At 66.5% G+C, this 26,475-nt stretch carries 24 protein-coding genes; 13 read left to right on the top strand and 11 right to left on the bottom strand.

The features are described from left to right. Positions 1 to 57: 57 nt before the first annotated feature. Genes cysC through ACOGI5_RS13835 form a run of 7 tightly spaced genes read right to left on the bottom strand, consistent with a single transcriptional unit; the run spans position 58 to position 8,852 of the window. Entirely contained in the window at positions 58 to 684 is a 627-nt protein-coding gene (gene cysC, locus ACOGI5_RS13865; protein WP_419864996.1) for an adenylyl-sulfate kinase, read from the bottom strand. Next, positions 681 to 2,549 (bottom strand): sulfate adenylyltransferase subunit CysN, encoded by a 1,869-nt coding sequence (cysN, locus tag ACOGI5_RS13860; RefSeq protein ID WP_419864995.1) that lies wholly within the window; start codon positions 2,547 to 2,549, stop codon positions 681 to 683. The genes cysC and cysN overlap by 4 nt, the downstream gene beginning before the upstream one ends. Next, complete coding sequence (cysD, locus tag ACOGI5_RS13855; RefSeq protein WP_419864994.1) at positions 2,549 to 3,472, bottom strand: sulfate adenylyltransferase subunit CysD; 924 nt, start codon at positions 3,470 to 3,472, stop codon at positions 2,549 to 2,551. Before cysD ends, cysN begins: the two co-directional genes overlap by 1 nt. Next, on the bottom strand, positions 3,469 to 5,751 hold the full coding sequence (locus tag ACOGI5_RS13850) for an SDR family NAD(P)-dependent oxidoreductase (protein ID WP_419864993.1): 2,283 nt from the start codon (positions 5,749 to 5,751) through the stop codon (positions 3,469 to 3,471). The genes cysD and ACOGI5_RS13850 overlap by 4 nt, the downstream gene beginning before the upstream one ends. 24 nt (positions 5,752 to 5,775) lie before the next feature. After that, complete coding sequence (locus ACOGI5_RS13845) at positions 5,776 to 6,972, bottom strand: DUF1214 domain-containing protein (RefSeq protein ID WP_419864992.1); 1,197 nt, start codon at positions 6,970 to 6,972, stop codon at positions 5,776 to 5,778. Between the two features lie 50 nt (positions 6,973 to 7,022). Beyond that, on the bottom strand, positions 7,023 to 7,808 hold the full coding sequence (locus ACOGI5_RS13840) for a sulfotransferase family protein (RefSeq protein ID WP_419864991.1): 786 nt from the start codon (positions 7,806 to 7,808) through the stop codon (positions 7,023 to 7,025). Positions 7,809 to 7,838: 30 nt separating this feature from the next. Continuing rightward, positions 7,839 to 8,852 (bottom strand): sterol desaturase family protein, encoded by a 1,014-nt coding sequence (locus ACOGI5_RS13835; RefSeq protein ID WP_419864990.1) that lies wholly within the window; start codon positions 8,850 to 8,852, stop codon positions 7,839 to 7,841. A 95-nt stretch (positions 8,853 to 8,947) separates the two neighbouring features. On the opposite strand from ACOGI5_RS13835, the gene ACOGI5_RS13830 reads away from it, so the two are divergent. From ACOGI5_RS13830 to ACOGI5_RS13815, 4 genes are all read left to right on the top strand, one after another. Further along, positions 8,948 to 9,397, top strand: a complete 450-nt coding sequence (locus tag ACOGI5_RS13830; RefSeq protein ID WP_419864989.1) for a cupin domain-containing protein — start codon at positions 8,948 to 8,950, stop codon at positions 9,395 to 9,397. Further along, positions 9,397 to 9,786, top strand: a complete 390-nt coding sequence (locus ACOGI5_RS13825; protein WP_419864988.1) for a hypothetical protein — start codon at positions 9,397 to 9,399, stop codon at positions 9,784 to 9,786. Before ACOGI5_RS13830 ends, ACOGI5_RS13825 begins: the two co-directional genes overlap by 1 nt. A gap of 15 nt (positions 9,787 to 9,801) precedes the next feature. Then, positions 9,802 to 10,932 carry a methyltransferase domain-containing protein gene (locus ACOGI5_RS13820; RefSeq protein WP_419864987.1) on the top strand — a complete coding sequence of 377 codons (1,131 nt, stop codon included), beginning with the start codon at positions 9,802 to 9,804 and terminating at the stop codon, positions 10,930 to 10,932. A gap of 91 nt (positions 10,933 to 11,023) precedes the next feature. Next, the gene (locus ACOGI5_RS13815; protein ID WP_419864986.1) at positions 11,024 to 11,446 is read left to right on the top strand and encodes a DUF1330 domain-containing protein; all 423 of its coding nucleotides are present in this window, start codon (positions 11,024 to 11,026) and stop codon (positions 11,444 to 11,446) included. Positions 11,447 to 11,476: 30 nt separating this feature from the next. Here the strand turns inward: ACOGI5_RS13815 and ACOGI5_RS13810 are convergent, their stop codons facing one another. Further along, positions 11,477 to 12,580 (bottom strand): zinc-binding dehydrogenase, encoded by a 1,104-nt coding sequence (locus ACOGI5_RS13810; protein WP_419864985.1) that lies wholly within the window; start codon positions 12,578 to 12,580, stop codon positions 11,477 to 11,479. Between the two features lie 69 nt (positions 12,581 to 12,649). Here ACOGI5_RS13810 and ACOGI5_RS13805 point away from each other — a divergent pair, with 69 nt between their 5' ends. From ACOGI5_RS13805 to ACOGI5_RS13795, 3 genes are read left to right on the top strand one after another with little or no spacing between them, the layout of a single operon-like run. Beyond that, positions 12,650 to 13,051 carry a heavy metal-responsive transcriptional regulator gene (locus ACOGI5_RS13805; RefSeq protein ID WP_419864984.1) on the top strand — a complete coding sequence of 134 codons (402 nt, stop codon included), beginning with the start codon at positions 12,650 to 12,652 and terminating at the stop codon, positions 13,049 to 13,051. Between the two features lie 43 nt (positions 13,052 to 13,094). Then, a complete protein-coding gene (locus tag ACOGI5_RS13800; protein ID WP_419864983.1) occupies positions 13,095 to 15,278 on the top strand; it encodes a heavy metal translocating P-type ATPase in 2,184 nt (727 codons plus the stop codon). A gap of 4 nt (positions 15,279 to 15,282) precedes the next feature. Continuing rightward, entirely contained in the window at positions 15,283 to 16,197 is a 915-nt protein-coding gene (locus ACOGI5_RS13795) for an oxidoreductase (RefSeq protein WP_419864982.1), read from the top strand. Positions 16,198 to 16,280: 83 nt separating this feature from the next. On the opposite strand, the gene ACOGI5_RS13790 is transcribed toward ACOGI5_RS13795, so the two are convergent. Both ACOGI5_RS13790 and ACOGI5_RS13785 read right to left on the bottom strand, forming a co-directional pair. Further along, positions 16,281 to 17,657 carry a hypothetical protein gene (locus ACOGI5_RS13790; protein WP_419864981.1) on the bottom strand — a complete coding sequence of 459 codons (1,377 nt, stop codon included), beginning with the start codon at positions 17,655 to 17,657 and terminating at the stop codon, positions 16,281 to 16,283. Positions 17,658 to 17,745: 88 nt separating this feature from the next. Beyond that, positions 17,746 to 18,150: a rhodanese-like domain-containing protein gene (locus ACOGI5_RS13785; RefSeq protein WP_419865494.1), complete on the bottom strand. Its 405-nt coding sequence runs from the start codon at positions 18,148 to 18,150 to the stop codon at positions 17,746 to 17,748. Positions 18,151 to 18,549: 399 nt separating this feature from the next. Here ACOGI5_RS13785 and ACOGI5_RS13780 point away from each other — a divergent pair, with 399 nt between their 5' ends. Beyond that, on the top strand, positions 18,550 to 20,397 hold the full coding sequence (locus ACOGI5_RS13780; protein WP_419864980.1) for an FAD-dependent oxidoreductase: 1,848 nt from the start codon (positions 18,550 to 18,552) through the stop codon (positions 20,395 to 20,397). 126 nt (positions 20,398 to 20,523) lie between these two features. Further along, complete coding sequence (locus tag ACOGI5_RS13775; RefSeq protein ID WP_419864979.1) at positions 20,524 to 20,967, top strand: SRPBCC family protein; 444 nt, start codon at positions 20,524 to 20,526, stop codon at positions 20,965 to 20,967. Positions 20,968 to 20,982: 15 nt separating this feature from the next. On the opposite strand, the gene ACOGI5_RS13770 is transcribed toward ACOGI5_RS13775, so the two are convergent. Then, a complete protein-coding gene (locus tag ACOGI5_RS13770) occupies positions 20,983 to 21,693 on the bottom strand; it encodes a dimethylsulfonioproprionate lyase family protein (protein ID WP_419864978.1) in 711 nt (236 codons plus the stop codon). Between the two features lie 78 nt (positions 21,694 to 21,771). On the opposite strand from ACOGI5_RS13770, the gene ACOGI5_RS13765 reads away from it, so the two are divergent. Genes ACOGI5_RS13765 through ACOGI5_RS13750 form a run of 4 tightly spaced genes read left to right on the top strand, consistent with a single transcriptional unit; the run spans position 21,772 to position 26,413 of the window. Next, on the top strand, positions 21,772 to 22,212 hold the full coding sequence (locus ACOGI5_RS13765) for a Fur family transcriptional regulator (RefSeq protein ID WP_323672779.1): 441 nt from the start codon (positions 21,772 to 21,774) through the stop codon (positions 22,210 to 22,212). Positions 22,213 to 22,263: 51 nt separating this feature from the next. After that, positions 22,264 to 24,480, top strand: a complete 2,217-nt coding sequence (katG, locus tag ACOGI5_RS13760) for a catalase/peroxidase HPI (RefSeq protein ID WP_419864977.1) — start codon at positions 22,264 to 22,266, stop codon at positions 24,478 to 24,480. A gap of 48 nt (positions 24,481 to 24,528) precedes the next feature. Continuing rightward, complete coding sequence (locus ACOGI5_RS13755; protein WP_419864976.1) at positions 24,529 to 25,362, top strand: phosphate/phosphite/phosphonate ABC transporter substrate-binding protein; 834 nt, start codon at positions 24,529 to 24,531, stop codon at positions 25,360 to 25,362. A gap of 25 nt (positions 25,363 to 25,387) precedes the next feature. Then, entirely contained in the window at positions 25,388 to 26,413 is a 1,026-nt protein-coding gene (locus ACOGI5_RS13750) for an LLM class flavin-dependent oxidoreductase (protein WP_419864975.1), read from the top strand. Positions 26,414 to 26,475 lie beyond the last annotated feature (62 nt).

Genomic DNA, 26,475 nt, shown 5'->3' with positions numbered 1-26,475 from the left:
CCAGCACGGCGCGCAAGAATCTGCGCGGATTCGAGCCTGCCCTGAGGTAACCGCCGCTCAGCGGCCGGTTGTCAGGGGGAGGGCGGCGAGGAGCTGGGCGGTGCAGGCGTCGAGGGGCTGGGAGGTGTCGATAGTGAACTCGGGGGAGGGCGGCGGCTCGTAGGGGGCGGAGATGCCGCTGAAATCGGGGATCTCGCCGGCGCGGGCCTTCACGTACAGGCCCTTGGGGTCGCGGGCTTCGCAGACGTCGAGCGGTGTGTCGACGTACACCTCCACAAACGCGCCGTCGGGATGGATCGCACGCACCTGGTCGCGGTCGGCGACGTAGGGTGAGATGAACGCTGTCAGCACGACGATGCCGGCGTCGGTGAACAGGCGGCACACCTCGCCGATGCGGCGGATGTTCTCGGTGCGGTCCTCCGGCGAGAAGCCCAGGTCACGGTTGAGCCCGAAGCGGATGTTGTCGCCGTCGAGCACGTAGGCGGCGACACCTCGTTCCAGCAGTGCTTCTTCCAAGGCGAACGCCAGGGTCGACTTGCCGCTGCCCGACAGGCCGGTGAACCACACCGTCATGGCGCGATGGCCGAAGTGCGCCTCGCGGTCGGCGCCGGTCACCCGCCCTTCAGCCCGCACGATGTTGCGCGACACCGGCTCGCCCCCGCCATTCGGGCTGGCGGCGTTCACGGCGTGCTCGGTCCTCGCAGAAAGCCGCGTTCGGTGAGCATGCGCAGGATCGCCTCGACACACTCGTCCACGCTCTGGGCGGACGTGTCGACGCGCAGATCGGCATCGGTCGGCCGGTCATAGCGGGCCGACACGCCGGGGAAGCGTGGAATCTCGCCCTGATCGGCCATCGCGTACAGGCCATGGGGGTCGCGCTCGCGGCAGACCTCGATGGGCGTGTCCACGAATACCTCCACGTAACGCTCCGCACCGACAAGATCGCGGGCACGTTGTCGAACCACGTGATCGGGTGCCACCAGCGCGGCGATGGCGATCAGCCCCTGGCCGTTCGCGAGCCGTGCAACCTCGGACACCCTGCGCAGGTTCTCCGAGCGTTCCTGGGTGCTGAACCCCAGGTCACGGGAGATGCCCATGCGCACGTTCTCGCCGTCGAGGCGGATCGACACCTTGCCCCGATCGAACAGCTCTCGCTCCAGCGCCGTGGCCAGGGTGGACTTGCCGGCCGCAGTGAGCCCGGTGAGCAGGATGGTGCACGGCTGCTGGCCGAAGCGGATGGCCCGCTCGGCATCGCTGATCTCCGACCGTTGGCGCACGAGCGCCGCATCGGGCGTGCGGTCCCACGCCGAGGCCGCCCCGATGATCATGCCCGCGGCCAGCGTCGCGTTGGTGAGCCGGTCGACGAGCACGAATGAACCCGTCGCCCGGTTGGCGCTGTACGGATCGAACGCGAGCTCCCGGTCAGACGTGATGACGCAGTGCCCGATGTCATTGAGCCCGAGGCCCGGTGCCTGTTCATGTGCGCCGGAATCGATGTCGATCCGATGCCGGATGCTGCGAATCGTGCAGTTCGACACAGCGTTGGCGGCCTGGAGCAGGTAGGAGCTGCCGGGTTCGGCGCCGGCGTCGGCCATCCACACCACCATGGCGTCGAGGTCGTGTGCTCGCTGCGGTTCGCCTCCCGGCGTCACCAGCAGATCGCCCCGGCTGATGTCGATGTCGTCGGCGAGCGTCACCGTCACCGCCCGCCCCGGCCCGGCGAGATCGAGGTCGCCGTCGAAGGTTGCGATCCGTTCCACGGCCGAGCTGAGTCCCGATGGCAGCGCCACCACCTCATCACCCGGCCGGAGCGTTCCCGAGGCGATGGTCCCGGCGTACCCGCGGAATTCCGCATCGGGGCGAGACACCAACTGCACCGGCATGCGGAAGTGCACGGTGTCCGTCTCGGTGTCGATGTCGACCGTTTCGAGGTGCTCCAGCAGCGGCGGCCCGTCGAACCAACCCAGGTTGTCGCTGGCGTTGACGACGTTGTCGCCCAGCAGCGCCGATATCGGCAGGAAGTGCGGCTCGCCGAACCCGAGCGCTTTGGCGAACGAGCGGTAGTTCTCGCAGATCTCGGTGAACCGATCCTGCGACCAGCCGATGAGGTCCATCTTGTTGACCGCGACCACGACCCGGCGGATGCCCAACAGGCTGGCGATGTGGCTGTGGCGTTTGGTCTGGGGCAGCACACCGTGGCGGGCGTCGATCAGGATGACCGCGAGGTCGCAGGTCGAGGCGCCCGTCGCCATGTTGCGCGTGTACTGGGGGTGCCCCGGGGTGTCGGCGATGATGAACGTGCGCTTCGCTGTGGAGAAGTAGCGGTACGCCACATCGATGGTGATGCCCTGCTCCCGCTCGGCCCGCAAGCCGTCCATCAGCAACGCCAGATCGACCTGATCGCCTGCTGAGCCGTGGGCCGCCGAGTCTGCTTCCAAGCCGGCCAGCACGTCCTCGTAGATCAGCTGGGAGTCATGCAGCAGGCGGCCGATCAGCGTCGACTTGCCGTCGTCCACGCTGCCGCACGTCAACAAGCGCAGCAGATCCATCAGAAGTAGCCCTCGCGCTTCTTCTGCTCCATGGAGCCCGACTGGTCGAAGTCGATCACCCGGCCTTCCCGCTCCGAACGGGTGGCCGCCCGCATCTCGCCGATGATCTCCGGCAGCGTCGTGGCTGTCGATTCGATCGCCCCCGACAGCGGGTAGCAGCCCAGCGTGCGGAACCGGACCAACCGCTGCTCGACCGTCTCGCCCTCCTCGAACACGAACCGATCGTCGTCCACCATGATCAGCACGCCCTCGCGCTCCACCACGGGCCGCTCGGCGGCGAAGTACAGCGGCACGATGGGGATGTCCTCGAGGTGGATGTACTGCCACACGTCGAGCTCGGTCCAGTTGCTCATGGGGAACACCCGGATGGACTCGCCCTTGTTGACCCGCCCGTTGTAGAGGTTCCACAGCTCGGGACGCTGGTTCTTCGGGTCCCAGCGGTGGTGGGCGTCACGGAAGCTGAAGACCCGCTCCTTGGCCCGTGATTTCTCCTCGTCGCGCCGGGCGCCTCCGAACGCCGCGTCGAACCCGCCGGCGTCCAGCGCCTGCCGCAAGGCTTGGGTCTTCATGATGTCGGTGTAGTTCTTCGAGCCGTGGTCGAACGGGTTGATGCCCTGGGCGACACCGTCGGCATTGGTGTGGACGATCAGCTCGAACCCGATCTCGGCGGCCATGCGCTGGCGGAACGAGATCATCTCCCGGAACTTCCAGGTCGTGTCCACATGCAGGAGCGGGAATGGGATATTTCCGGGGAAGAACGCCTTGCGGGCCAGATGCAGCAGCACCGAGGAGTCCTTGCCGATCGAGTACAGCATGACGGGCCGCTCGCACTGGGCGACCACCTCGCGCATGATGTGGACGGCCTCTGCCTCGAGTTGCTCGAGATGAGTCAGCCGCAGCTCGGCTGGCAGGGTTGCGCTCATCGGATACCTCGCGACTCCTCGACGAGGACTTGGCTCGCGTCCCACAGCTTGGTGCCATTCGCCGGGTCAGATGCGCGTTCGGACACCTGCTTGCGATGCATCAGGTGCAGGTAGAGACCGGTGGAGCCGCCGGCCTCGGGAGCACAGCAGAGGTAGATGACCGGGTCGATGGCATCCGCAGGCGAACGGAACAGCCGTCGCAGCACCGGATCGACGATCGGCTTCAGCATCGGCGGGGCCTCGCGGGCGATGTTCGTTGCGACGCCGCCCGGGCACAGCGAGTGCACGGCAACGTCGACGCCGTCGCCGGGGTTGAGGCGGCGTGACAGTTCGGTGGCATAGGTGCAGAGCGCCAGCTTGCTCAGGCCGTAGTGCCGCATGGCGTCCCTCATGCCATAGGGCGTGAAGGCGTCGAGACGCTCGATGTCGAGGTCGGCGCTGGACCGATGCGCTTCTGAGGAGACGAACACGATCCTTGGGGTGTCGCCGCCGGCCTGCGACGGGTCGATCACGCCGTCGGCCAACCAGCGGTCGATCATGACGCGGTTCGCCAGGAAATGGACGGCGAGCATGGTGTCGTAGCCCTGCGGGGACCGTCTCGCTGTAGGCGTCATGAGACCGGCGTTCATGAGTGCGATGTCGATGCGAGTGCCCCGGTCACGCAGCTCATCGCAGCAGCGATGGACCCAGCGGAGATCGGCGAGGTTCACCTCGACCAGCTCTACGCTCTCCGAGCCGGACTCCCGCTTGATCTCGTCGCAGATCGTGTCGTGGCCCGGGCGGCACGCCAGGATCATCCTGCCGCCGCGCCGGGCGAGCCCGACGGCGGCAGCTCGGCCCAGTCCGCTGTTGGCGCCGGTCACCAGGCAGGTCTTGCCGTCGATCCGCACGTCATCGGGGATCGGGTCGACATCGGGAGTTTTCGGGTTGCGGAGGTCGCGGACCGCCGTCACCAGGGCTCCGACGAAGTTGCTGTCGCCGAGCCCACGTCCCGGCTGCCCCGCATCGGCGGGCTGCTCGGCGGAGCGGCCCTGGTCGCTCTCAATGGGGATTGCGTAGGCCTTCCGGTAGGCCGCGAACGCCTCGTCGACCATGTCGTCGGTCAAGCCGAAGTCCTCGAGCCGGTAGTCGTGCCTGCCGAAGCGGTTCTTCGGGTTCGCCTCCAGGTACTGCGTGGCCGCCCCCGATGCGCGTTCGTCGAAGGGGATCCCTGCGTGCTCACAGATGCGCTGTACCTCGGCGATGGGATCGGCCATGAGGTTGTAGTACGAGACGTCGACGAACTGTTCGGCCGGTGAATCGGCCCGAACTGCCATCGCCCGCTCCACCATCCGGTGCGTCTTGGCGCTCCAGTGACGGCCGATCTCGACCGGATCGACCTGATCGCTGAACATCCCGCGGCCGTGGGCGACCATGCTGCAGAACGAGGCGAGCGCGATGCGCGGATCTCGATGGGTCTGCACGACGGTGGCGCCCTCGAACACGCGTAGGAGTACGTCGAGATGCTCTAGGTGGTGCGGAGTCTTCAGCACCCAGGTACCGCCGGGCCGCTGCCACGACAGCACCTGCAGCACCCGGCGGAGGTACTCGTACGCCGGGGTGTGGTCCTGGGATTCCAGCCAGCGGGCGTAGGTCGGCACATGCATCGTCGCCTCGGGCGACTGGCTCATGAAGCACAGGTCCAGCAGCAGGACGTCTTCCTCTGGCTCGTCGTGGCTGATCGGGTGGATGGCCATGAACTCGGGCGACAGGTAGGAGATCGACTTCTGGGCGAGCACCGCCTGCCGCTTGCGCGCCCGCTCGGCACGGTCGCGGTCTGGGGTGCCCGGCACCGGCACCAAGGCCTCGGCGCCGGAGAGGCTGCGTATGTCCGGATGGGAGCTCATTAGGCGATGCAGCAGGGTGGTGCCGGTGCGCTGCAGGCCGCTGATCACGATGACCGTGCCAAGGTCGATGTCAGCTATCTCGGGATGCCGTCGCAGCAAGTCTTCGATCCGCAGCCGCTGCACCAGCGCCGCCGTGAGGCGCGACCGCTGGATCAGTCGGCCGGTCGCGTTCAGGCGGGCTTCGGCGTTGATCGAGGTGACCAGCACCTCCAGGGCCTCGGCGTGACCGTCGTCGCCGAAGTCGCTGAGGCCGGACTTGCGCCGCGCAGCCTCTCGCAGCGCCTCAGCGTCCAAGCGGTCAGACAGACCGAGATTCGAGCCGGCCCGGCCGAGCCGATTGAGAAGCCTGACCGGGGCGGGGCGGAAGGGGTGCTCGTAGTCGGTGGAGGTCACCGTGCCCCTCCAGTGCCCGAGGGATCAGCCACGGTGCAGTTCCGCAAGGCTGGCGAACTTGACCACCCGGCAGCCCGGCTGGGGGTGTTCGGTGGCTCGAACCCAGCGAAAGCACATCGTCCCCGACGTGTGGCCCGCCGTGTCGATCCAGTTCGGCAGTTCGGGATCGGTGTGGGCCACCACGATCCGCACCGAACCGTCCGCTTGGTAGCTGGCGAGGTGATTGTTGGTGTGGATGGTGTAGTGGCGATAGTCCAGCGACTCCATCCAGTAGTTGTTGAGCTGGAAGTTCCAGAGCTCGCAGTCGGGCGGCGTGGCCTCGATCACCAGCGCTTCGTCAGGCTCGAGCGCCCAGTGGCTGTGGTAGTAGGCGATGTTGGGGTCGCCGCCGGCCGCGAGCGACACATCCGGGTCGAACCGGGGCAGCTCGTTGGTGTGTTTCTGGAAGTCCCGCGCCCACTTCGCGAACAGCAACGGAGCTCCCATCACCAGCGAGCCGGCATTGCGGAGCCCGTCATCGAGCGCCTTCGCCGTCAGATGGGACGCACGAGCCTCGGGGGGAGCGCAGTTGATGCGCTCGATGGTGAGGTCAGCGGGAGTCTCGGCGTTGCGGTCGCCGTAGGTCTGGCGCACCACGAGCACGCCTGTCTCAGCGGCCATCGGCAGCCAGTTGCCCTCGTGCGGGGTGCTGCTGAGCACCAATTCGAAGTGCCCGTCCGCGTCCATGTCGATGTCGTCGGACTCGAGGTAGCCGGTGGGGGGCAGGCCGCCGCCTTGGCCGTAGTGGCCGGCTTGGGTGCCGAAGCTCAGGTAGGCGATGTCGTTGCGGCGGCCGGTGATCCTGTACTCGTAGTTCCCGTCCAGCCTGGCCGTCAGGTAGAAGTTGTCGGGGTTGTCTGCGCCCATCTTGGTGGTCTCGCCGACTACACGGTGCAGCACCGGCGCCTTCGGGTCGGCGTGCTCGACGAAGGCCATCAGGCCTGCTCGGGCGATGCGGCTCAGGTACCGGTAACCCTCGGCTTGGTCGAACGCATTCCGCGGCGTTCCGGGAAATTGCAGTGCAGCCCCCGCCGCCTTGAGCGAATCGCAGAACTCGTCCCACGACTGCCCGCTGGTGATCCGCTGGTCAGCCACGTCGTCGGGTGACTTGTCCCGGAGCTTCCACACCCACCCAGAGATGCCCCGAATCCCCGCGAGCAGACCGATGACGAACCTTCGCATGGCGTACATCTACTGACTGGAACGGCCCCGCGGCAACGAGCAGCGCCTGGTCACGCCGCCGGCTGGAGCTTGTGGGCCGCCATGGCGTCGTAGAGCGGCAGGCTGCGTTCGTACATCTCCAGCAGGCGCGGTGTCTCGGCGAGCGGCGGGTACTCGGTGCGGGGCGGCGCGATGCCGGTGCTCTGGCGCAGGTTGTCGTGCCACGGGCCGGTGCCCTCGCCGTACCAGCTCACCTCGGTGCGTTCGCCCGATTCCCACGACAGCGCCTCGGCAATGAACTCGATACCCACTGCTGCGCAGAATGCCCGGATAGTTCCGTCGGGATCGCCGGTCAGGTCGGCGGCGTCGATGACCGGCGGGGGAGCACCGTCACGGTTTGCAATCCGGCCGAACAGCCGGTGCAGCGACTCGAACCCGACCTCTTCCCACGTGCAGTCAGGCCAGTGATGACCTAGGCCTTGGATCACCCGTCTCGGCTCGCGGATCAGGAACGTGTTGGTCATCGCTGCGAGCTTGGCCTCGTCGAGATCGTGCTCGACCGAGTAGGCGAAGTCCTTCACGAATACGTTGCGGCGCTCGGCAAGCGCAGTGATCTCGGTCCAGAACGCTGCGTAGGTGTGGCCCGGTCGCGCTTCGACATGCGCGTCGCGCTCCGAGTGGCGGTCTGCTCCGTAGTAATAGAGCTCGTTCCACGGTTCGTGGAAGCACTCGAAGTCGCCTCGCTGGCGCATCATCCACTCGAATGCGGTCGAGATCGAACGCGGCGTCGCCCAGAGCGTCAGGAACATCAGGCAGCCCTTCGGTGGCGCACGTTCGGACTCACGCCGGTCTGCCATCGCACGAAGTCTCGACTCATGAAGTGCGGCTCATGATGTCGCGGCCCGCTTGCGAGACCGGTGTGCCAGTACGGCAGCGCCTTCGGGCGTCCCGTCGTGCCAGGCGCCGAGCATCTCGTCCAGCGGTGATTCGTACCCGCCGTAGTTGCATTCGATGAACCGGTGGTGGATCTGATGGTGGAAGTCGCCCAGCTCGAACCTGGCTCGGCGACCGTTGCGTGGGCCGAGCAGGAGTGCGTCGTAGCCGGTGTGCGACAGGGGCGCCCCCAGACCGTGGTGCATCATCATGAAGTACAGGTGCAGCGGGTGCGACGGCAGCAGGAACAGCAGCACCACGTCGGAGAACAGCACGAGATGCTCGGCGGGGTGCATCGACAGCCCTGACCATGGGCCGACGTTGGTATTGCGGTGGTGCCACGAGTGGATACGGCGGTAGGCGGGGCCGACGTGCAGCAGCCGATGATGGGCCGAGAAGTACAAAATCGACCACCACGGGATGACCACCAGAAACACCACGAACCACACGGGACTGCTGTCGAGCGAGATGAGGCGTGCGTGCCCGTTGGCGTAGGCCCACAAGATCAACGACTCGAAGGCGGTCAAGATCACCACGGCGGAGGTCAGCGTGAGCACGACGTTCTCGCGCACCTGGTTTCCGAACAGGAACACCCGCTTGTTGCGACCGAACGGCCGTGCGTCGTAACGCAGTGAATCGCCCTGGCGGCCGACGACGTAGAACCAGACATGCAGCCCGCCGGCGACGAGCGTCACCAAGACCAGGTTCCGAAGCCAGATCTCGAAAATCCAGCCGAATTCGAGGCTCTTCGTGCGCTCGAGCGATGGCATGAACCATGCCCAGATCCCGAACGCCACCGCCAGCATGAAGAAGCGCGAACGCAGCGGCAGCCACGTACGCCCGAGATGTCTCGCTATGGCGACGGGCCGCGGCGGCCAATGCAGGAACGGCGCCGAGCGCAGCGGCAATTCCGGCGCATAGTTCCACATTGCCCGCCCGCCTTCGGGCGACGATGACGTCAAGGGCATCGCATCACCCCCGAGCAACCCCACGCTGCTGCCGTCAGACCTCTCAGCCTGCTACCTACACCAGTGTATGTTCGGAATCCAGGGCACGGACCGCCATGTCACAACCCGAAACGGGCAGCATGAACGAGCCGCAGTTCAACGAGCATGGCGCCGAGATGACGGGACGGCGCATCTTCAGCTGGGACGAGCTCGGCACCACCCGCTGGGACGCGGATCAGGTCGAAGCGCAGATCCTGACCGGCGAGCACATGCACATGATCCGGGCCACCTACGACCCGGGTGCAACCTACGAGATGCACAGCCACCCCCACGAGCAGTTCAGCCTGCTGCTGTCCGGCCGCATGCGACTGACGGTGGGCGAGGAGACCCGCGAGATCGGGCCGGGCGATGGGTGGTACGCGCCGGGTGGCGTGCCCCACGGCGGCGAGGTCCTCGGCGACGAGCCGGCCGTTTTCATCGACGTCTATTCGCCGGCAACCACTTGGATCCTGGACGTATTCGCGCAAGGCCGCCCAGTGGAGAGAGATTCTGCGAAGCTGGGGTGATGGGCGAGCCCACAGCGCCGCAGGCCCAGCCGGTGGAGGGACGGAGCTTCCCGACCACGGCGCGCGGTGCGAGGCCGACGTTCTTCGACGACGACGGTGCGACCGATGCCGTTCTGGCCATCGTGACGGCGCTCGCGGCTGAGGTTTGGGCGCTGCGTGAGCGGCAGTCCACGCTGGAAGCGGTGCTGGCACAGGCCGGCATCGATGCCGCTGCTGCGATCGAGTCGTACCGGCCCGATGCCGACGAGACGGCCGCCCGTGCTGCGGACGCAGCAGCATTTGCCGGGCGCGTGTACCGCGTGTTCGAGGAGATGCGCGAGGAGGCGCTGGCCGGCGACACCGAGGACCGCTATCTCGGGGTCGTCGATCGGGCCTTCGCAGAGCTCTAGAGGGGAAACAGCCAGATGAGCCAGCAAACACATCCGCTTCTGCCCGCCGAGACGCACGACGAGACCGCCCGGGAGAGCTTCGTCCAGGCGCTGAAGTCGCACATCGCAACCCGGGTGAGCCCTGGCGTGCGAGAGATCTACGACCGGCGGGTCCGCGGACAGTGGGTTGACGAGCACGGCGCAGAGCCCGCCGACCGTCACGAAGTCCGCGAAGCGCTCAGCTCCGACACCTACTACCGGCTGTGGAGCTCGGTGCGCCGATCCAGCCAGCATCTGCTGTGGAGCTCGGTCAGCGATGCCATCAGCCGCCAAGCCCCCGAGCTTGCCGAGCGTGCCCGCGCAGCCGAAGCGGGGCTCGGGTCGTTGCGCCTCGACCCCGATCTGGAGATCCCCTGGTACAACGCTGAGGTCGACATCCATGCGATGCCAGGCGGCTACCGGGGTGAGTACATGGACGACGACGTGTCGGTGGGGGCGCTGTTCGACCGGGGGGTCTACGTGTACGCCATGGGCCAGATGGGCGCCCTCAACGACGACTACGGGCAGTCCGTCTGCAAGAACTTCCTGGCGGTCTCGTACCCCGAGTTCTCGCCCCGCCGGATTCTCGACATGGGCTGCACCTCCGGCAATTCGACGCTGCCCTATGTGGACGCGTTTCCCGACGCGGAGGTCCACGCCATTGACTTGGGCGCGCCGGTGCTGCGGTACGCCCACGCGAGGGCCGAGTCGCTCGGACGGGCCGTGCACTTCTCCCAGCAGAATGCTGAGTGCACCGATTTTCCCGATGGCCATTTCGATCTGATCGTGTCGCACATTGTGATCCACGAGATGTCGCCGGCAGCGCTGCGCAGGGCCCTGGCCGAGTGCCGCCGGCTGCTGGCCCCCGGCGGGCTCATGGTGCACGCCGACTTCGCCGGGTACGCCGGGGTCGACCCCGTCACCCAGGCGATGATCGACTGGGACACCTACTACAACCACGAGCCGTTCTGGGGCCCGATGCGCGACATGGACCTCGTGGCAGAGTCGGTCAGTGCCGGCTTCGACGACGGCGCCGTCGAGCTCACATCAGTGCCGACGGGGCGGGTGCTGCAGACAGGCAAGCAGCAGAAGACTGGGCAGCTCACGCTGCTCGTCGGTCGGGCCTGATCTGCTCGTTCCGAGGCCGTGCGGTCCGTCCGCTCGGTCTGTGCAGCGTGACGTAGTTGACTGATGGAGCCGACGACAGGAGGGTGACCTGATGGAGGTCGTCAACGAAGTGATGCCCACGAGCCCCGAGCGCATCGACGAGATGATGCAGCCCGGTCCCGACGGGCCGATCTACATGGTCAACCTGCTGAAGTTCAAGGACAAGGCGGAGTACGAAGACGGCCGCGAGACCGATCTGAGCGGGTACGAGGCATACCAGCTCTATGGCCGGGCGGTGTCGCGGATCATCCAGGACTACGGCGGCGAGATCCAGTTCGCAGCGGACGTGACGTTCCTGTCGCTCGGCCAGGTCGAGGAGCTCTGGGACGAGATCGCCATCGCCAAGTACCCCAACCGGGGGGCGCTGCTGGCGATGTCGTCGTCGCAGGAGTGGCAGGAGGCGGCTGTGCACCGCACGGCAGGGCTCGCCGGTCAGCTCAACATCGAGACGGTCGCCCAGTTCGTCCGGCAGTGACGGACGGCTCAGCCGCATTGAGCATGTGGCTCAGTCGTAGGCGATGACCGTGCGGCCCTCGGTGCCGCTGAGCATGGCGTCGAGGGCCTGCTGCACGTCGTCGATGCGAACCCGCTTGGAGACGAGGCGGTCGACGGGCAACCGGCCGGCGAGGTAGGCAGCGCACAGGTCCTCGATGGCCTGTCCGGCGTCGGTTGCGGCGAAGTAGCTGCCCTTGACCGACTTGTGGCCCCGTGTCAGCTCGGCGCAGTTGAACGGCGTCGTCTCCGTGGTGCCTCCGATGCCCACCAGGACGAGGACACCGCCGGGTCTCACCCCGTCGATCCAGAATTGCTGGAGGCCGGGGTTGCCGATGGCTTCGAACACGACATCGGCGCCACGACCGCCGGTCAGCTCTCGCACCGCTTCGATGGCGCTGCCGTCGCTCACGACGAAGTCCGTCGCGCCGAGAGCGAGCGCCAAGCCGCGCTTTGCGGGCTCCCGGTCCACAGCGATGATGCGCTCGGCGCCTGCCAGTGCCGCTCCCATGATCACGCTGAGGCCGACGCCGCCTGCTCCCACTACTGCGACCCGGTCGCCGGGGCCGACGTTGCCTTGGTGAAGGGCCGCACCCACGCCGGTGGAGACCGCACAGCCGATCAGCGCAGCCACCTCGAAGGGCACAGCAGGATCGAGCACCGAGCAGCACGCCTGCGGGACGACCATGTGGTCGGCCCAGGTCGAGATGCCCGAGTAGTGATGGATCATCTGGTCGCCGCGTGACAGCCGGCTCGTGCCGTCCATCAAGAACCCGGCCCACAGCGGTCCGACGATCTCGCGGCACAGGTGGTGCTGGCCGCGTTCGCAGTAGAAGCAGGCCTTGCAGCTCGGGATCCAGTTGAGCGCCACCCTGTCGCCGACCTGCACCTGGTTGACGTCGGGACCGAGCGCTACGACCTCGCCCGCGCCTTCGTGCCCCAGCACGCACGGCAGGTCCCCGGGGTGACGGCCGGTGACGACGTGCTGGTCGCTGTGGCAGACACCTGATGCCGCCATCTTCACCAGCACCTCGCCGGCTCGGGGCTCGTCGAGGTCCAGCGTGTCGACGCTCACAGGCCCGCCGACCCGGTCGAGCACGACTGCGGTGATCTTCATTGCCGGTCCTTCGTGGGGATTCCCTCCGGCTGGAAGGTTCAATCGGGAAGGTCAGGTACGGTCGTGCAGGTGAGGATCGGAGAGCTGGGAGATCGCTGCGGGGTGAGCACGAAGACGATCCGATATTACGAGTCGATCGGATTGCTCGATGAACCCGAGCGGACTGCGAGCGGCTATCGCGCCTATGCCGCCGACGCGGTCGAGCGGCTGCGATTCATCCGGGACGCGCAGGCCACGGGCTTGACTCTGGCCGAGATCTCGTCGGTGCTCGAGCTCAAGAGCGCTGGCGAGCGGTCATGCGCGCACACCACGGCGCTGATCGAGGCCCATGTGGATGCCATCGACACCCAGATTTCCCAGCTTCGTTCAGCCCGCAAGGAGCTGGCTGCGCTGCTGAAGCGGGCGCGGGGTCTCGACCCGGCATCGTGCACCGACGCCAACCGCTGCCAGGTGATCAGCCGAGCCCGCTAAACCACTTGACTTTCCAGTTGGCTGGAATCTTTAGAGTGCGTATGTGACCACGGGCACCGCCCGAGCCGAGCTGGCGATCGACGGGATGACCTGTGCTGCCTGCGCCAGCCGGATCCAGAACCGGCTCGATGGGTTGGATGCTGTGGCGGCGGCGCAGGTGAACTTCGCCACGGGGCGGGCCACGATCACGCACGACGGATCGCTCGACGAGTCGTTGGTCGCGACCGAGATCGCAGCGCTGGGCTACTCGGTCATCGCTGCCGGCGACAGCGAGGCGGCCGAGAAGCGGCGCCGATCGGACCTGCTGGCCCGGTTGGTCATCGGTGCGGTGCTGACGGTGCCGTCGCTGCTGATCTCGATGATGCCGGCGCTGCAGTTCGACGGATGGGAATGGTTGGTCGCGGTGTTGGCGGCCGTCGTGATCGTGGGATCTGGATGGCCGTTTCATCGAGCGGCGGCGTTGAACCTGAGCCATGGCGCCACCACGATGGACACGCTCGTGTCGATGGGATCGCTGTCGGCGCTGGCGTGGTCGCTGGCGGTGTCCGTCGCCGACATCGGCGACGGCCATGTGTACTTCGAAACCGGCGCGGTGATCGTCACGCTGATCTTGCTGGGCAAATGGCTGGAGCTTCGGGCTAAGCGCCGTTCCGGTGACGCCATCCGGGCGCTCGCCGACTTGGGCGTGCGGACGGCCCGACTGGTCGATGGCCGCGAAATTGCGCTTGCCGACCTGGCGGTTGGCATGCGGTTCGTTGTCCGGCCGGGCGAGAGGATCGCCACCGACGGCGTGGTTGTGGAGGGACGGTCTGCGGTCGATGCGTCGATGGTGACCGGCGAGCCCGTGCCGGTGGAGGTGGGGCCCGGCGACGAGGTGATCGGCGCCACGATCAACGCAAATGGAGCGCTCGTCGTCGAGGCGACGAAGATCGGCGCCGAAACGGCGCTGGCTCAGATCATCCGCCTGGTGAACGAAGCGCAGGGCAGTGGTGCAGAAGTGCAACGGCTGGCCGATCGGGTGTCGGCGGTGTTCGTGCCCATCGCCATTGCCACGGCCGTCGTCACGCTGGTTGCGTGGCTGCTCCTGGGCAACGACGCCGGAGCAGCGTTCAGCGCCGCGGTGGCGGTGCTGATCATCGCTTGCCCCTGCGCCCTCGGGCTGGCGACGCCGCTGGGAATCCTCGTCGGAACTGGTCGGGGCGCTCAGCTCGGCGTCATCATCAAGGGCGGCGAGATCCTCGAGGACACGCGCTCCGTGGATGTCGTGCTGATGGACAAGACCGGCACGCTCACTGAAGGTGCGATGACCCTCACCGGCGTTCATGCAGGAGAGCTTCCGAGCGCCGAGCGTGATGAAGTGCATCGACTGGCTGCATCGGCCGAGTCGTTGTCGTCACATCCGATCGCTCAGGCGATCGCCGGATCTGTCGGGGGCGCTGTCGATGAGCCTGTCGACGGTTCGATAAGCGCGTTGGCAGATGTGGAGGCGTTCGAGATCACGCCGGGTGCGGGTGTGATGGCGACGATTCGCGGCGTCGAGATTCGGGTGGGTCGCCGCAGCCTGTTCGACGCCGTGCCGCCAGACGTGGCGGCTCTGGCCGCCGATGCCGAGGCCACAGGTGCAACGGCCGTGCTTGCTGGCCGCGGCGGTATCGCGGAGATCGTCCTGGAGGTGGCCGACCGAATCAAGCCGACCTCGGCCGAGGCAGTCGTGGCGCTCCGCCGTCAGGGTCTGGCGGTCACGCTGCTCACCGGCGACAACGAGCGCACCGCACGCACCATCGCTGCCCAGGCGGGCATCGAATCGGTGATCGCCGAGGTGTATCCCGACGACAAGGCCGCCGCCGTGCAGCGGCTCCAGGCCGGCGGCAAGCGGGTGGCCATGGTGGGGGACGGCATCAATGACGCCCCGGCGCTTGCGCAGGCCGATCTCGGCATCGCTGTCGGCACCGGCACCGACGTGGCCATTGAGGCGTCGGATCTCACCGTGGTCAGCGGTGACCTGCGAGCCGTCGCCGATGCGATAGCGCTGTCACGCCGGACACTGTCGACGATCAAGGGCAACCTGTTCTGGGCCTTCGCCTATAACGCTGCCGCCATACCGCTGGCAGCGCTTGGCGTTCTCAATCCGATGATCGCCGCCGGGGCCATGGGCGTCTCGTCGCTGTTCGTGGTGACCAACAGTCTGCGTCTCCGGCGCTTTCGGGGATACCGCCAGACTGTCTGATTGAGTGACCGTCAACAAGTGGACAGAGGAATACATCCCCGACCAGTCCGGGCGCGTGGCGATCGTGACCGGCGCCAATTCGGGGAACGGGCTGGAAACGGCCCGGGCGTTGGCCGGTCGGGGTGCTCACGTGGTGCTCGCAGTGCGGGATCTCGCCAAGGGCGAAGCAGCGGTTGCCGACATCGAGGCAAACCACCCAGCTGCTCACCTGGAGCTGGTGGAGCTCGACTTGGCATTGCTGAACTCGGTGCGCAGCGCCGCCGCCGACCTCCGGGAGCGATACGGGCGCATCGACCTGCTCGTGAACAATGCAGGGGTCTTTCACACACCCCGCCGGCAGACAACGGACGGGTTTGAGATCCGGTTCGGCACGAATCACCTTGGGCACTTTGCGCTGACGGGCTTGCTGCTGGATCGGCTTGTCGGCACTCCGGGATCACGGATCGTCACGGTCAGCAGCAACGCGCACCGCTATCGCGCCTACATCGACTTCGACCGCTTCGGGCTAGAGCAAGGTCGCAGCCAGTCGGCTGCCTACGGACGCTCGAAGCTGGCGAATCTGCTGTTCACCTACGAGCTGCAGCGTCGGCTGGAGGCTGCTGGCTCGCCGGCCGTGGCGCTGGCGGCTCATCCTGGCTGGGCCGAGACAGAAATCCTGCGCCACTTCCGGGGCATCCGATTCATTGAGCCGTTGATTGGCCCCTTGCGCAACAGTGCTGCAACGGGTGCTCTCGCCACGCTGCGGGCCGCCACCGATCCAGCCGCTGCCGGAGGAGAGTTCTACGGCTCGGACGGCTGGTTCGAGATGCGCGGGCACCCGGTGCTCGTGGGCTCCAGTGACCGTTCACGCGACGCCGAGCTGCAACGGCAGGTGTGGGCTGCCTCTGAAGACGTCACCGGAGTGACCTTCCCCATCTGACTCCAGCCGACGAATGAAGCGAGCGTGACGATTGGCTCGCTGGCAACGGCGAGCCGACATGCGTGTTTGAATCGCGTTGGAAGCTATTCGCCGCGATCGTCGTTGAAGCAGGCTTGGGCGATGTCGTCGGGGATGGTGAAGTTGTCCGCCGTGATGTCGATGCCGTGTTCGGTGAGACAGTCGATCTGCTCGTCGCTGACGTCGAATGAGCCCATGGGGGTCTCGGTGCCGAAGCCGGAGCTGTCCTCCTGCAACGCCCGTTCTGCCAGAATCGCCGCCACCGCACGCAGACGGCCCTCAGAGTCGTGCTCGGCCCAGGCGGCATCCACTTCGTCGCCGATCTCGCCTACGGGCTCGACGAGTTGTTCCAGCATCTGGGCGGGAGTCGTGCTGTCGCTCAGCCGGGAGGCGATGTCGTCGATCGGTGCGCCGAGACGGTGGGCCAGGGACAGCAGGGTGGCACCGCTGCTGTAGAAGCGACCGAACCCGAAGAACGAAGTGATGCCGTCGAGTTGTGCGGCGGCATCGGCGTCCATGTCGTCGTAGAACATGAGCTCGCCGGCATGATTCGTCGAGGTGTAGGTGCCGTCGAGCGCATCGCCGATCAGATGCTCGAGGTAGCGCGCCGAGCCTTCGATTCGTTCCTGCTGCTCGTCGAGGCCGACGCTCGGGCTGGCCGCGTGGCGGGCTGCGCGCACGGCGGTGAACTGGCGGGCGAGGCGTTCGGCTTCTGCTGCACTGGCTGCTTCGTACGCGCTGATCAGGATGCGGTCCTCCAGCAGCACAAGTTCGATACCTGCTGGGGAGAGGTCGTATCCCTCGAGGCTGTGGACGGCTGCATCTTCGGACCAATTGTCAAACTGGAAGCGATGGAATGTCTCGTGTGCGAGCAGCGCTGAGAACGCTGGCGAGTCCGGCTCAGTGCCCAGGTCGCCTTGCTGGCCGATCAGCACGAAGGTGGCGGTGCCGCCGATGTCGGCGTAGAAGTCGAATGGCGCCATTGCGAACAGCGCATCGGGATCGGTCGGTTCCGCGATGACAGCAACCTCGTGGCCACCGACGTCAAGTCTCAGGATGGGGCTGCCCAGCGGAACCGGGTTCGGGTGGTTGAACGCCACCACCGCCGAGACAGCACCTGCGCGGTCGATGGAGACCAGCACTGCTGGTATGGCTGCGAGTTCATAGCCAGGCCATACACCGGTCGATGCCGAGACAGCGGCGTGCCATCTGTCGATCAGCAACTGCGCAGATGCCGAGGGCGACTCGGGCGCTTCGGCCGCAGCTGTGTCGTTCACGGCAACCGCCGAGTCGGTTGGCGCCGCTGCTGCCGCTGCATCGCTCTGCGACGGCGGCGAAGTCACTGGGCCGGAACTTTCCTCGGGGCTGCTGCACGCGGCGACGAGTGCGAGCGTGAGCGACGCAAGCGCGGCACCCGCGCGTGCAGCATTGCCATATGCCACGTGCGCAAGTATCACAGGCGCTCATGCAGCTTCGATGCCTGAGCGGCCGATCCGCGACGCTGAGTTGCCCGCTCGTTGGCTGAGGGGCTCAGCTGGTGACGAGGTCGAAGCCTTCTTCGAGCCAGCCGGACTTGCCGCCGATCATTTTCTTGACCGGTCGGCCGAGCCGAGCGAGCCGCGCGCCGGCCTTGTCCGCAGCGTTGCAGTGGGGTCCCGCGCAGTAGACGACGAACAGCGTCTCGGGCGGGTAGGCCGCCAGGGACTCCTCGGTGATCGTTGCGTGGTACATGTGGGTTGCACCGGCGATGTGACCTGCGTCGAATCCCGATTGATCGTCGTTGACGTGGAGCAGAACGAAGTCCTGCGAACCGTTCTTCATCGACTCATGCACATCCCAGCAATCGGTTTCGAATGCGAGCAGACGCTCGAAGTGCTCCGCAGCGGCCTGCGGAGGCCCGGCAGGAATCTCAGTCACGTGGCTCAGCGTCGACATGCTCATGGGTGTGTTGGGTCCTCTCGTACGATCCGGCCGCACAGGCTATTGACTGACTTGCCCGTCGATATGAGTCATGAATGCGAACGCGAAACGCGCACCACCCCTAGCCGAGACCGTTTGCGTCAGGAGGTGATTGGCGAAGAGTTGCGAGGGCAGCTGCGATGCCAGAGTCGCGAGACACGCCGGTGACCAATGCGACGCGGCCTGAAAGTGGTTCGGATGTGCTCATGGCGGGACATCCTCTCGATGCTCTCGGGTTGAGATTGTGCGCGCCTGAGAGGCTAGAGAGCCTGGGTCGGCGGTTTTCGACACGCGCGCCTAGGGTTGCTCACCGGGCGTTGGCCGCGGAACACGAGGTAGCCCGACATTCCGACGGCCGTCGCAGCCGTCCGAATCATGAGCGACAACACCGTGATCTACGAGACCGATGTGCTCGTCGTCGGCACAGGACCCGCGGGATCCACTACGGCGCTTGCACTGGCCCGTTCCGGCGTTCGCTGCGTCGTGGTCAATCGCTACGGCTGGACCTGCCGCACACCCCGGGCGCACATCACGAATCCCCGCACGATGGAGGTGCTCACCGATCTCGGTGTGGTCGACCAGGCCAAGCTGTACGCCGTGCCCAGCGAATTCATGGGCGAGAACGTGGTCTGCCGCAGTCTCGCCAGGGCCGAGCTTGGGCGTACACGGACGTATGGCTCCCACCCGGACAGAGGGCAGAACTACGCGTGGGGCACGCCCGAAGAGAACGTCGACCTGCCTCAGAATTTCCTCGAGAACATCCTGCTGGGATCGGCCGCCCATCACGGCGCGGAGGTCTTCTTCAACACCGAGTTTCTCGGCTTCGCCCAGGACGACGAGGGCGTGACGTCGCAGCTCGTCAATCGCCTGACCGGCCAGGAGCTGACGGTGCGATCGCGGTTCCTGGTGGGTGCCGACGGCGCGAACTCCCTGGTCGCCGAGCAAGCCGGTCTCCCCTTCGAGGGCGAGAAGAACAAGGTCGGAATGTTCAACATCGTCTTCAACGCCGATCTGGAGCATTTCGTAGCCCACCGGCCGAGTTCGCTCTACTGGATGGTCCAGACCAACGGGACGACCGGCTTTCCCGAGATCGGTGCCTTGCGGATGGTGCGACCGTGGCACCGCTGGGTGTGTTCATGGCAGATCGACCTCGAAAACCGAAGCAGTCTCAGCCATGACGAGGCGCTCGCTCACGCACACCGGATGATCGGCGACGACACCGTCGAGGTGGAGATCGATTCGGTGTCGCTGTGGACCTTCAACGAGGAATACGCCACGCACCTGCAGGCCGGGAGGGTGTTCTGCGCTGGCGATGCGATCCACCGGCACCCGCCGCTGAAGGGTCTGGGGTCGAACACGTCGATCCAGGACGGGTACAACCTGGCGTGGAAGCTCGCCCTCGTAGTGCAGGGGACTGCCAGCCCGAGCCTGCTCGACAGCTACAGCGAGGAGCGGGCCCCGGTCGCCAAGGAGGTCACCGTAGGGGCGTTCCAGTCACGGCGGTATCTCTTCCCGATCTTCGGCGCACTGATCTCGGCGAGCCGCGGTGCGGACCCCACCGAGGCTGAGCGGAGCCTGGCGGCGTTGTCGGACAACAACCCTGAGACCGCTGAACTCCGCTCAGCGCTCACCAAGGCGATTGCCGGTTCATACCGCGCGTTCGACTGTCCCGGCATCGAGATGAATCACCGGTACGACTCGGTTGCGGTGGCTACGCCCGATGGCGAGTCCATGCCGCCCTATGAGCTGGACGCCGAGGACTGGTACCAGCCGACCAGTTTTCCCGGGGCGCACCTGCCGCACGGGTGGGTGTTCAAGAGGGGCCGCAAGACCTCGTTGCTCTACCTGTGCGGCGACGGCCGATTTGCGCTGCTCACGGGCAACAGCGGCATCGGCTGGATTGACGTCGCTTTGGCCGCGGAGGCGGCGTTCGGTATCGGGATCGTCGTGCACGTCATCGGCCCCGGCCAGGAGTACGAGGACCTGTACGGGGATTTTGCCCGCATCAGCGAGGTTCACGAGAGCGGGGCACTGCTTGTGCGACCCGATGTCCATGTCGGATGGCGCAGCCAGCGTTGGGATGACAGCGCGGCCGACGAGCTGATGTCGGCACTGGGGAGGATTCTCGGTTTGGGGCCCGGTGAATTCTCAAGCGCTCGCGCTGCCGCCTCCGTGTCGGACGCTACGAAGTTCGACGACATCGAGATTCACGACTACCGCTGATGGGCAGCACAGAACGAGTTGCTATCGACCAGTGCAACAGGGTCCTCCACGCCGGCGAAGAGGCTTCGCTACCATCACGCCGGCCCCAGCCGGGGTAGCCCAAGAACCCCTCAGAGGAGAGCACAGATGGTTCAGACCACTGGCAGTACCAGCATCGACATCGCCGCAAGCCCCGAATCGGTCTACGGGATCCTGACGGATCTTTCCCGCATCAGCGAGGTCAGCCCCGAGTGCTACAAGTCCGAGTGGGAGGACGGTTCGACCGGTCCTGAAGTGGGGGCGAAGTTCCGCGGCTACAACCAAGCCGGTGACATGAAGTGGGATGCCGGCTGCATTGTCGTGGCCGCCGAGCCAGGCCGGGAATGGGCGTTCGAGGTACCCGCCCAGGACGGCCGCAAGACGCTGTGGCGCTATGAGATCGAAGCCACCGACGAGGGGTGCCGAGTCACCGAGAGCTTCGATTCGCCGATCCTCGACCAGGAGTTCTTCCAGAAGATGAACCGCCACAGCCTGCTGGTCAACAACATTGCCAAGTCGCTGGAGAACCTCAAGGCAGTCGCTGAGGGTTGACACGTACGCGAGCGGTCAGCACGCGCCCTCGACGAGTGCAGCATCGGCCACCACCTCGCCAGTCCAGCAGTAGAGCAGCACCGTCGGCGTCGCGCCGAAGTCCTGCTGGTGCGGCTGCCACGGTGCGTGATGCACGGCGTCACCGGGCCCGGCCGTTCGGGGCACGCCGTCGCCGCTGGTGAATGTCGGCTCGCCGGCCAGCACGTGGTACAGCTCCTCGGCCTCATGGTGGTGGCTGGGGTAGTGCAGGTTCGGTCCCCAGACGCCGATGCCGACCCTCACCGAACGGTGCTCGACAATTGACGTCGGGCCGATGAGCTGCACGTAGCCGTAGTTGTCGTGGAAGTCCTGGCTCAGCACGCCCCGATAGCCGGCGGTCTGGATCCACGGCAGCGCCGGTGCGAGAGCGAGAAACTCTTCGAGCACCGCATCGACGGCGCCGTCGCCGCAGAGCTTGACGGCATCAAGATGCCGCAGCACCGGCAGGTGTCGAGCTTCGACCAGGGCCGGGCTGCGGGCCTCGTCGAGCGCGTCGAGCACCGTGGCAACCATCGGGTACTCGGGGACAGCCGTACGGCTGCGGTGAAACTCAGCGATCCGCCGCAGCAGCTCATCAATGACACCCGCCACATCGCAATTGTTCCAGCCGCAGCCAGTCATCAGTGCGCATACGGCTTCGCCGGTTCCGCCTTCCGTCGAGTACGCGGCGCCGGTCAGCGGACCCAAGACGCGCTCGCTGGCGGCTGGACGATTTTTGTTCTGTGCTGGTTTTGGACTGAGTCCAGAAACGGATATAGTCGACACATGCCTCAGGACACCGTGCAGATGTTGCGGGACCGTGGGATCCAGGTGACCGCGCAGCGGTTGGCGGTGCTCAATGCTGTGTCTGCCCGACCTCATGCCGCTGCTGACGATCTGGTCGGCGATGTGCGTGCCAGTATCGGGTCTGTATCCAGACAGGCAGTATTCGACGCTTTGGCCATGTTGACCGAAGAAGGTCTGATCCGGCGCATCCAGCCGGCACGGTCGGCGGCCCGATACGAGGACCGGGTCGACGACAACCACCACCACTTGGTGTGCCGGGGCTGCGGCCGGATGGTCGACGTCGACTGCGCTGTGGGGTACCAACCCTGCCTCGAGGCTGCCGAAGACCACGGATTCACGATCGACGAGGCCGAGGTCATCTATTGGGGTATCTGCCCGGTATGCCAGGCAGTGCCCGCCCTCGCCGAGAGTTCACCATGACGACGGCACTTTCGATCCACCGAACCATTCCACATTCCGCAAGGAGCAGAAATGACTGACAACAGCACCACCGACGCAGCGACATCCGCCGCCGGCGGATGCCCAGTGCTGCACGAGCAGGCGAACATGGGCTCGCTCGCCAATCAGCAGTGGTGGCCTGAGCAACTGAACCTGCGCCCGCTCAACAAGAACTCGCCGAAGATCGACCCGACCGACAAGGGTTTCGACTACGCCGCCGAATTCAAGACGCTCGATCTCGCTGCGGTGAAGGCCGACCTCGCCGAGGTCATGACCGATTCGCAGGATTGGTGGCCGGCCGACTTCGGCCACTACGGGCCGCTGATGATCCGCATGGCGTGGCACAGCGCCGGCACCTACCGCATCCACGACGGCCGGGGCGGCGGCGGTTCGGGCACCCACCGCTTCGCGCCGCTCAACAGCTGGCCTGACAATGCCAACCTCGACAAGGCACGCCGGCTGCTGTGGCCGGTCAAGCAGAAGTACGGCCGCAAGATCTCCTGGGCCGACCTGATGATCCTGGCGGGCAACGTGGCGCTGGAGTCGATGGGCTTCGAGACCTTCGGCTTCGGCGGTGGCCGAGAGGACGTGTGGGAGCCCGAGGAGGACATCTACTGGGGTCCCGAGAACGTGTGGCTCGACGACGAGCGCTACAGCGGCGACCGGGATCTGGCGAACCCGCTCGGTGCCGTTCAGATGGGCCTCATCTACGTGAACCCGGAGGGGCCGAACGGCACTCCCGACCCGCTCGCAGCAGCGCGGGACATCCGCGAGACGTTTGCCCGCATGGCCATGGGCGACGAGGAGACCGTGGCGCTGATCGCCGGCGGTCACACCTTCGGCAAGACGCATGGCGCCGCTGAAGGCGATGCCCACGTCGGCCCCGAGCCCGAAGGCGCTGCCCTCGAGGAACAGGGTCTGGGCTGGACGAGCACGTTCGGCAGCGGCAAGGCGGGCGACACGATCACCAGCGGGCTGGAAGGCATCTGGACGCCCACGCCGGTGACGTGGGACAACTCGTTCTTCGAGGTCCTGTTCGGCTACGAGTGGGAGCTGTCCCAGAGTCCAGCGGGCGCACACCAGTGGGTGCCGACCGACCCCGCTGCGGCCGACACCGTGCCCGATGCGCACGATCCGTCGAAGCGGCACGCGCCGGTGATGCTCACCACCGACCTATCGCTGCGGATGGACCCCATCTACGAGCCCATCTCGCGGCGGTTCCTCGAGCATCCCGATGAGTTCGCAGATGCATTCGCCCGGGCATGGTTCAAGCTCACTCACCGCGATATGGGTCCGGTCTCGCGTTACCTCGGGCCCGAGGTCCCCGACGAGCAGCTGATCTGGCAGGATCCGGTCCCCACAGTCGACCACGAGTTGGTCGACGACGCCGACGTCGCAGCACTCAAGACCGCGATTCTCGAATCGGGTCTGTCGGTGTCGGAGCTGGTGAAGGCCGCGTGGGCCTCGGCGTCAACGTTCCGCGACAGTGACCTGCGAGGCGGCGCCAACGGAGCACGCATTCGGCTCGCTCCGCAGAACGGTTGGGAAGCCAACGACCCGGCTGAGCTGGCAGCGGTGCTCACAGCGCTGGAAGGAGTCCAGGCGGCATTCAGCAGCGCCCCGGACGGCGGAAAGCGAGTGTCGATGGCCGACCTGATCGTCTTGGGCGGTTGTGCCGGGATCGAACAGGCCGCCCGCGCCGCTGGCCACGATGTCGTGGTTCCGTTCTCGCCGGGACGCACCGATGCCTCGGCGGATCAGACCGATGCCGAGTCGTTCGCAGTGCTCGAGCCCACTGCTGACTGGTTCCGCAACTACTGGCGAGCCGATGACAAGCGCCGTCCCGAGGTGATGCTGGTGGACCGGTCGAGCCTGCTGTCACTGACCGCACCGGAGATGACGGTGCTGGTCGGCGGGCTGCGGGTGCTCGGTGCCAACACCGGCGGCTCGTCGCTGGGAGTGCTCACCGAGCGTGCCGGAACGCTGACCAACGACTTCTTCGTGAACCTGCTGGACATGGGCACCGAATGGCAGGTGTCCGACACCGAGCACACCTACGCGGGTCGTGACCGTGACTCCGGCGATCTCAAGTGGACCGCCAGCGCGGTGGACCTTGTCTTCGGCTCCAACTCGCAGTTGCGGGCGATCGCTGAGGTGTACGGCAGTGACGACGGCGAGGCCAAGTTCGTGGCCGACTTCGTGGCGGCGTGGGCGAAGGTCATGGACCTCGACCGGTTCGATCTGAGCTGAGTCGCGCCGCCCAGAGCGGCACTACGTTGGTCAAGGGGGGATGATCCCATGACCCAACGCCCGCGTCCGCTTGTGATCGGTGCCACGGCTGCTGATCCGAAGCGGGCCGTATTCATCTGGAACGCCATCCGCAAGTACTTCAACGAGGCCGGCCTCGAGACGGAGTACGCGCTGTATTCCACCTACGACGCGCTGTGCGCGGCAGTGCTCGACGGCCACGTTGATATTGCGTGGAACGCCCCGATGGCCCACGCGCAGCTGCTGCTGCGGTCACCGGGCACCTGCCGGACGCTGGCGATGCGCGATACCGATGAGGATGTCCATTCGCTGATCGTCGCCCGAGCCGATGCCGCCATCGCCGATCTGGACGATCTGCGTGGGCGGCGTCTCGCCCTGGGTGTGGGCATTTCCAGCGAGCTCTACCTGCTGCCGGCAGCCCAGCTGGCCGAAGACGGCTTCGACATCAGGTCGGACTGCGAACTCGTCGAGCTGGAGGCCACTGAGTACTCCAACCTGCAGCGATGGGTGGACGACCGGACGATCTTCGGAGCCGTCATGGACGGCCGAGCCGACGCGGGCGTCATCTTCGAGCCGTGGCTCGGCTACCTGCTGCGCCGCCACGAACTGGGCCCCGACGACATTGTCGAGGTGTGGCGCACTCGGCCCTACTGCCACTGCGCCTACACGTCGGGCCCGAGCCTGAGCGACGCTGACAGCGAACGGTTCGTCGAGCTCCTCGTGGCCATGGATCCCGAAGATCCCGACATTGCCGAGATGATGCGCATGGAGCACCTCAGCAAGTGGGTGCGAGCAACCGACGACGGCTGGACCGACCTCATGACCGCCGTCCGTGACGCTGACCTCGTCGGCGAGATCTTCTAGTTCACTCCAGAGAGAGGTATCTGACATGTCGAAACCCGCGCTCGGGCTGCTGCTGGGCTTTGAGGACACGATGGCGGATTTCGTGGAGCTGGCCCGTGAGGGCGAAGCCGCCGGGATGGAGTCGATGTACACCGTGGAGGCCGGCCGCAGCGCCTTCGTGTCGGCGGCCGCGGTCATTGCTGCCACAGAGCGGGTCACCGTGGGCACCTACATCGCCAACGCGTATGCGCGGGAGCCGTGGCTCACGGCAATCGCTGCCCGAGACCTCGACGAGATGAGCGGCGGCCGGTTCACTCTGGGCCTCGGTACCGGCAACCGCCACTTCAACGAGTGGTACATGGGTGTCGACGACTTCCGTCCGCTCGGCAAGCTGCGCGACTACATCAACATCGTGCGCAGCGCCGTGGCCGGCCGGGCGGGGGAGCCGGTGCGCTACGAAGGCGACCACCACCGCATTCGCTGGCGGGCCTCCTGGGAGCCGACGCGGCCGTCGATTCCCGTGTACCTGTCCGCCTCGGGGCCCAAGATGGTCCGCTTGGCAGGTGAGGTGGCCGACGGTGTCGGCGTCGGCGTGATGTCGTCGGCCGAATTCATGCGCGACATCGTCCGGCCCGCGGCGCAACAGGCCGCCGGCGAGGCAGGCCGCGGTCCCGACAGCGTCGAGTTCCTGATGGGGTCGTTTCTCAGCGTCAACGAAGACGAAGAGCTGGCCCGCAACGCCGCCAAGGCCACCATCTGCGGGCTGTTCCACCCCGTGCCGCACCCGTACTACGACTCCCAGCTTCGCCAGCTCGGCTACGACGAATTCGCCGATGCTGCTTCACGGCTCATGCCGGATGGCCAGATACGCGAAGCGATCGGCTTGGTTCCCGACGAAGTCGTGGACACCATGACCATCACGGGTACTCCCGCTCGATGCGCTGCCCGCATCGCCGACTACAGCGGCCTGACCTCGGAGATCATCCTGTTTCGAGTGCCCCAGCGCACGGACCGGCCTGGTCTTGCCGGCTACGAGTCGCTCTTCGAGGTCATCGCACTCGCCAGTACCTGAGATTGCCGCCGAGAAAACGCCGCGATCGCGCCAGGGCTAGCGTCGAAGCAGCAGCAGGGGGT

The organism is Candidatus Poriferisodalis sp. (assembly GCF_965208925.1).
In the GTDB taxonomy this organism is placed as follows: Bacteria; Actinomycetota; Acidimicrobiia; order Acidimicrobiales; family Poriferisodalaceae; genus Poriferisodalis.
Note: the sequence above shows the minus strand (reverse complement) of the source record. Positions and strands in the feature narration are given on the sequence as shown.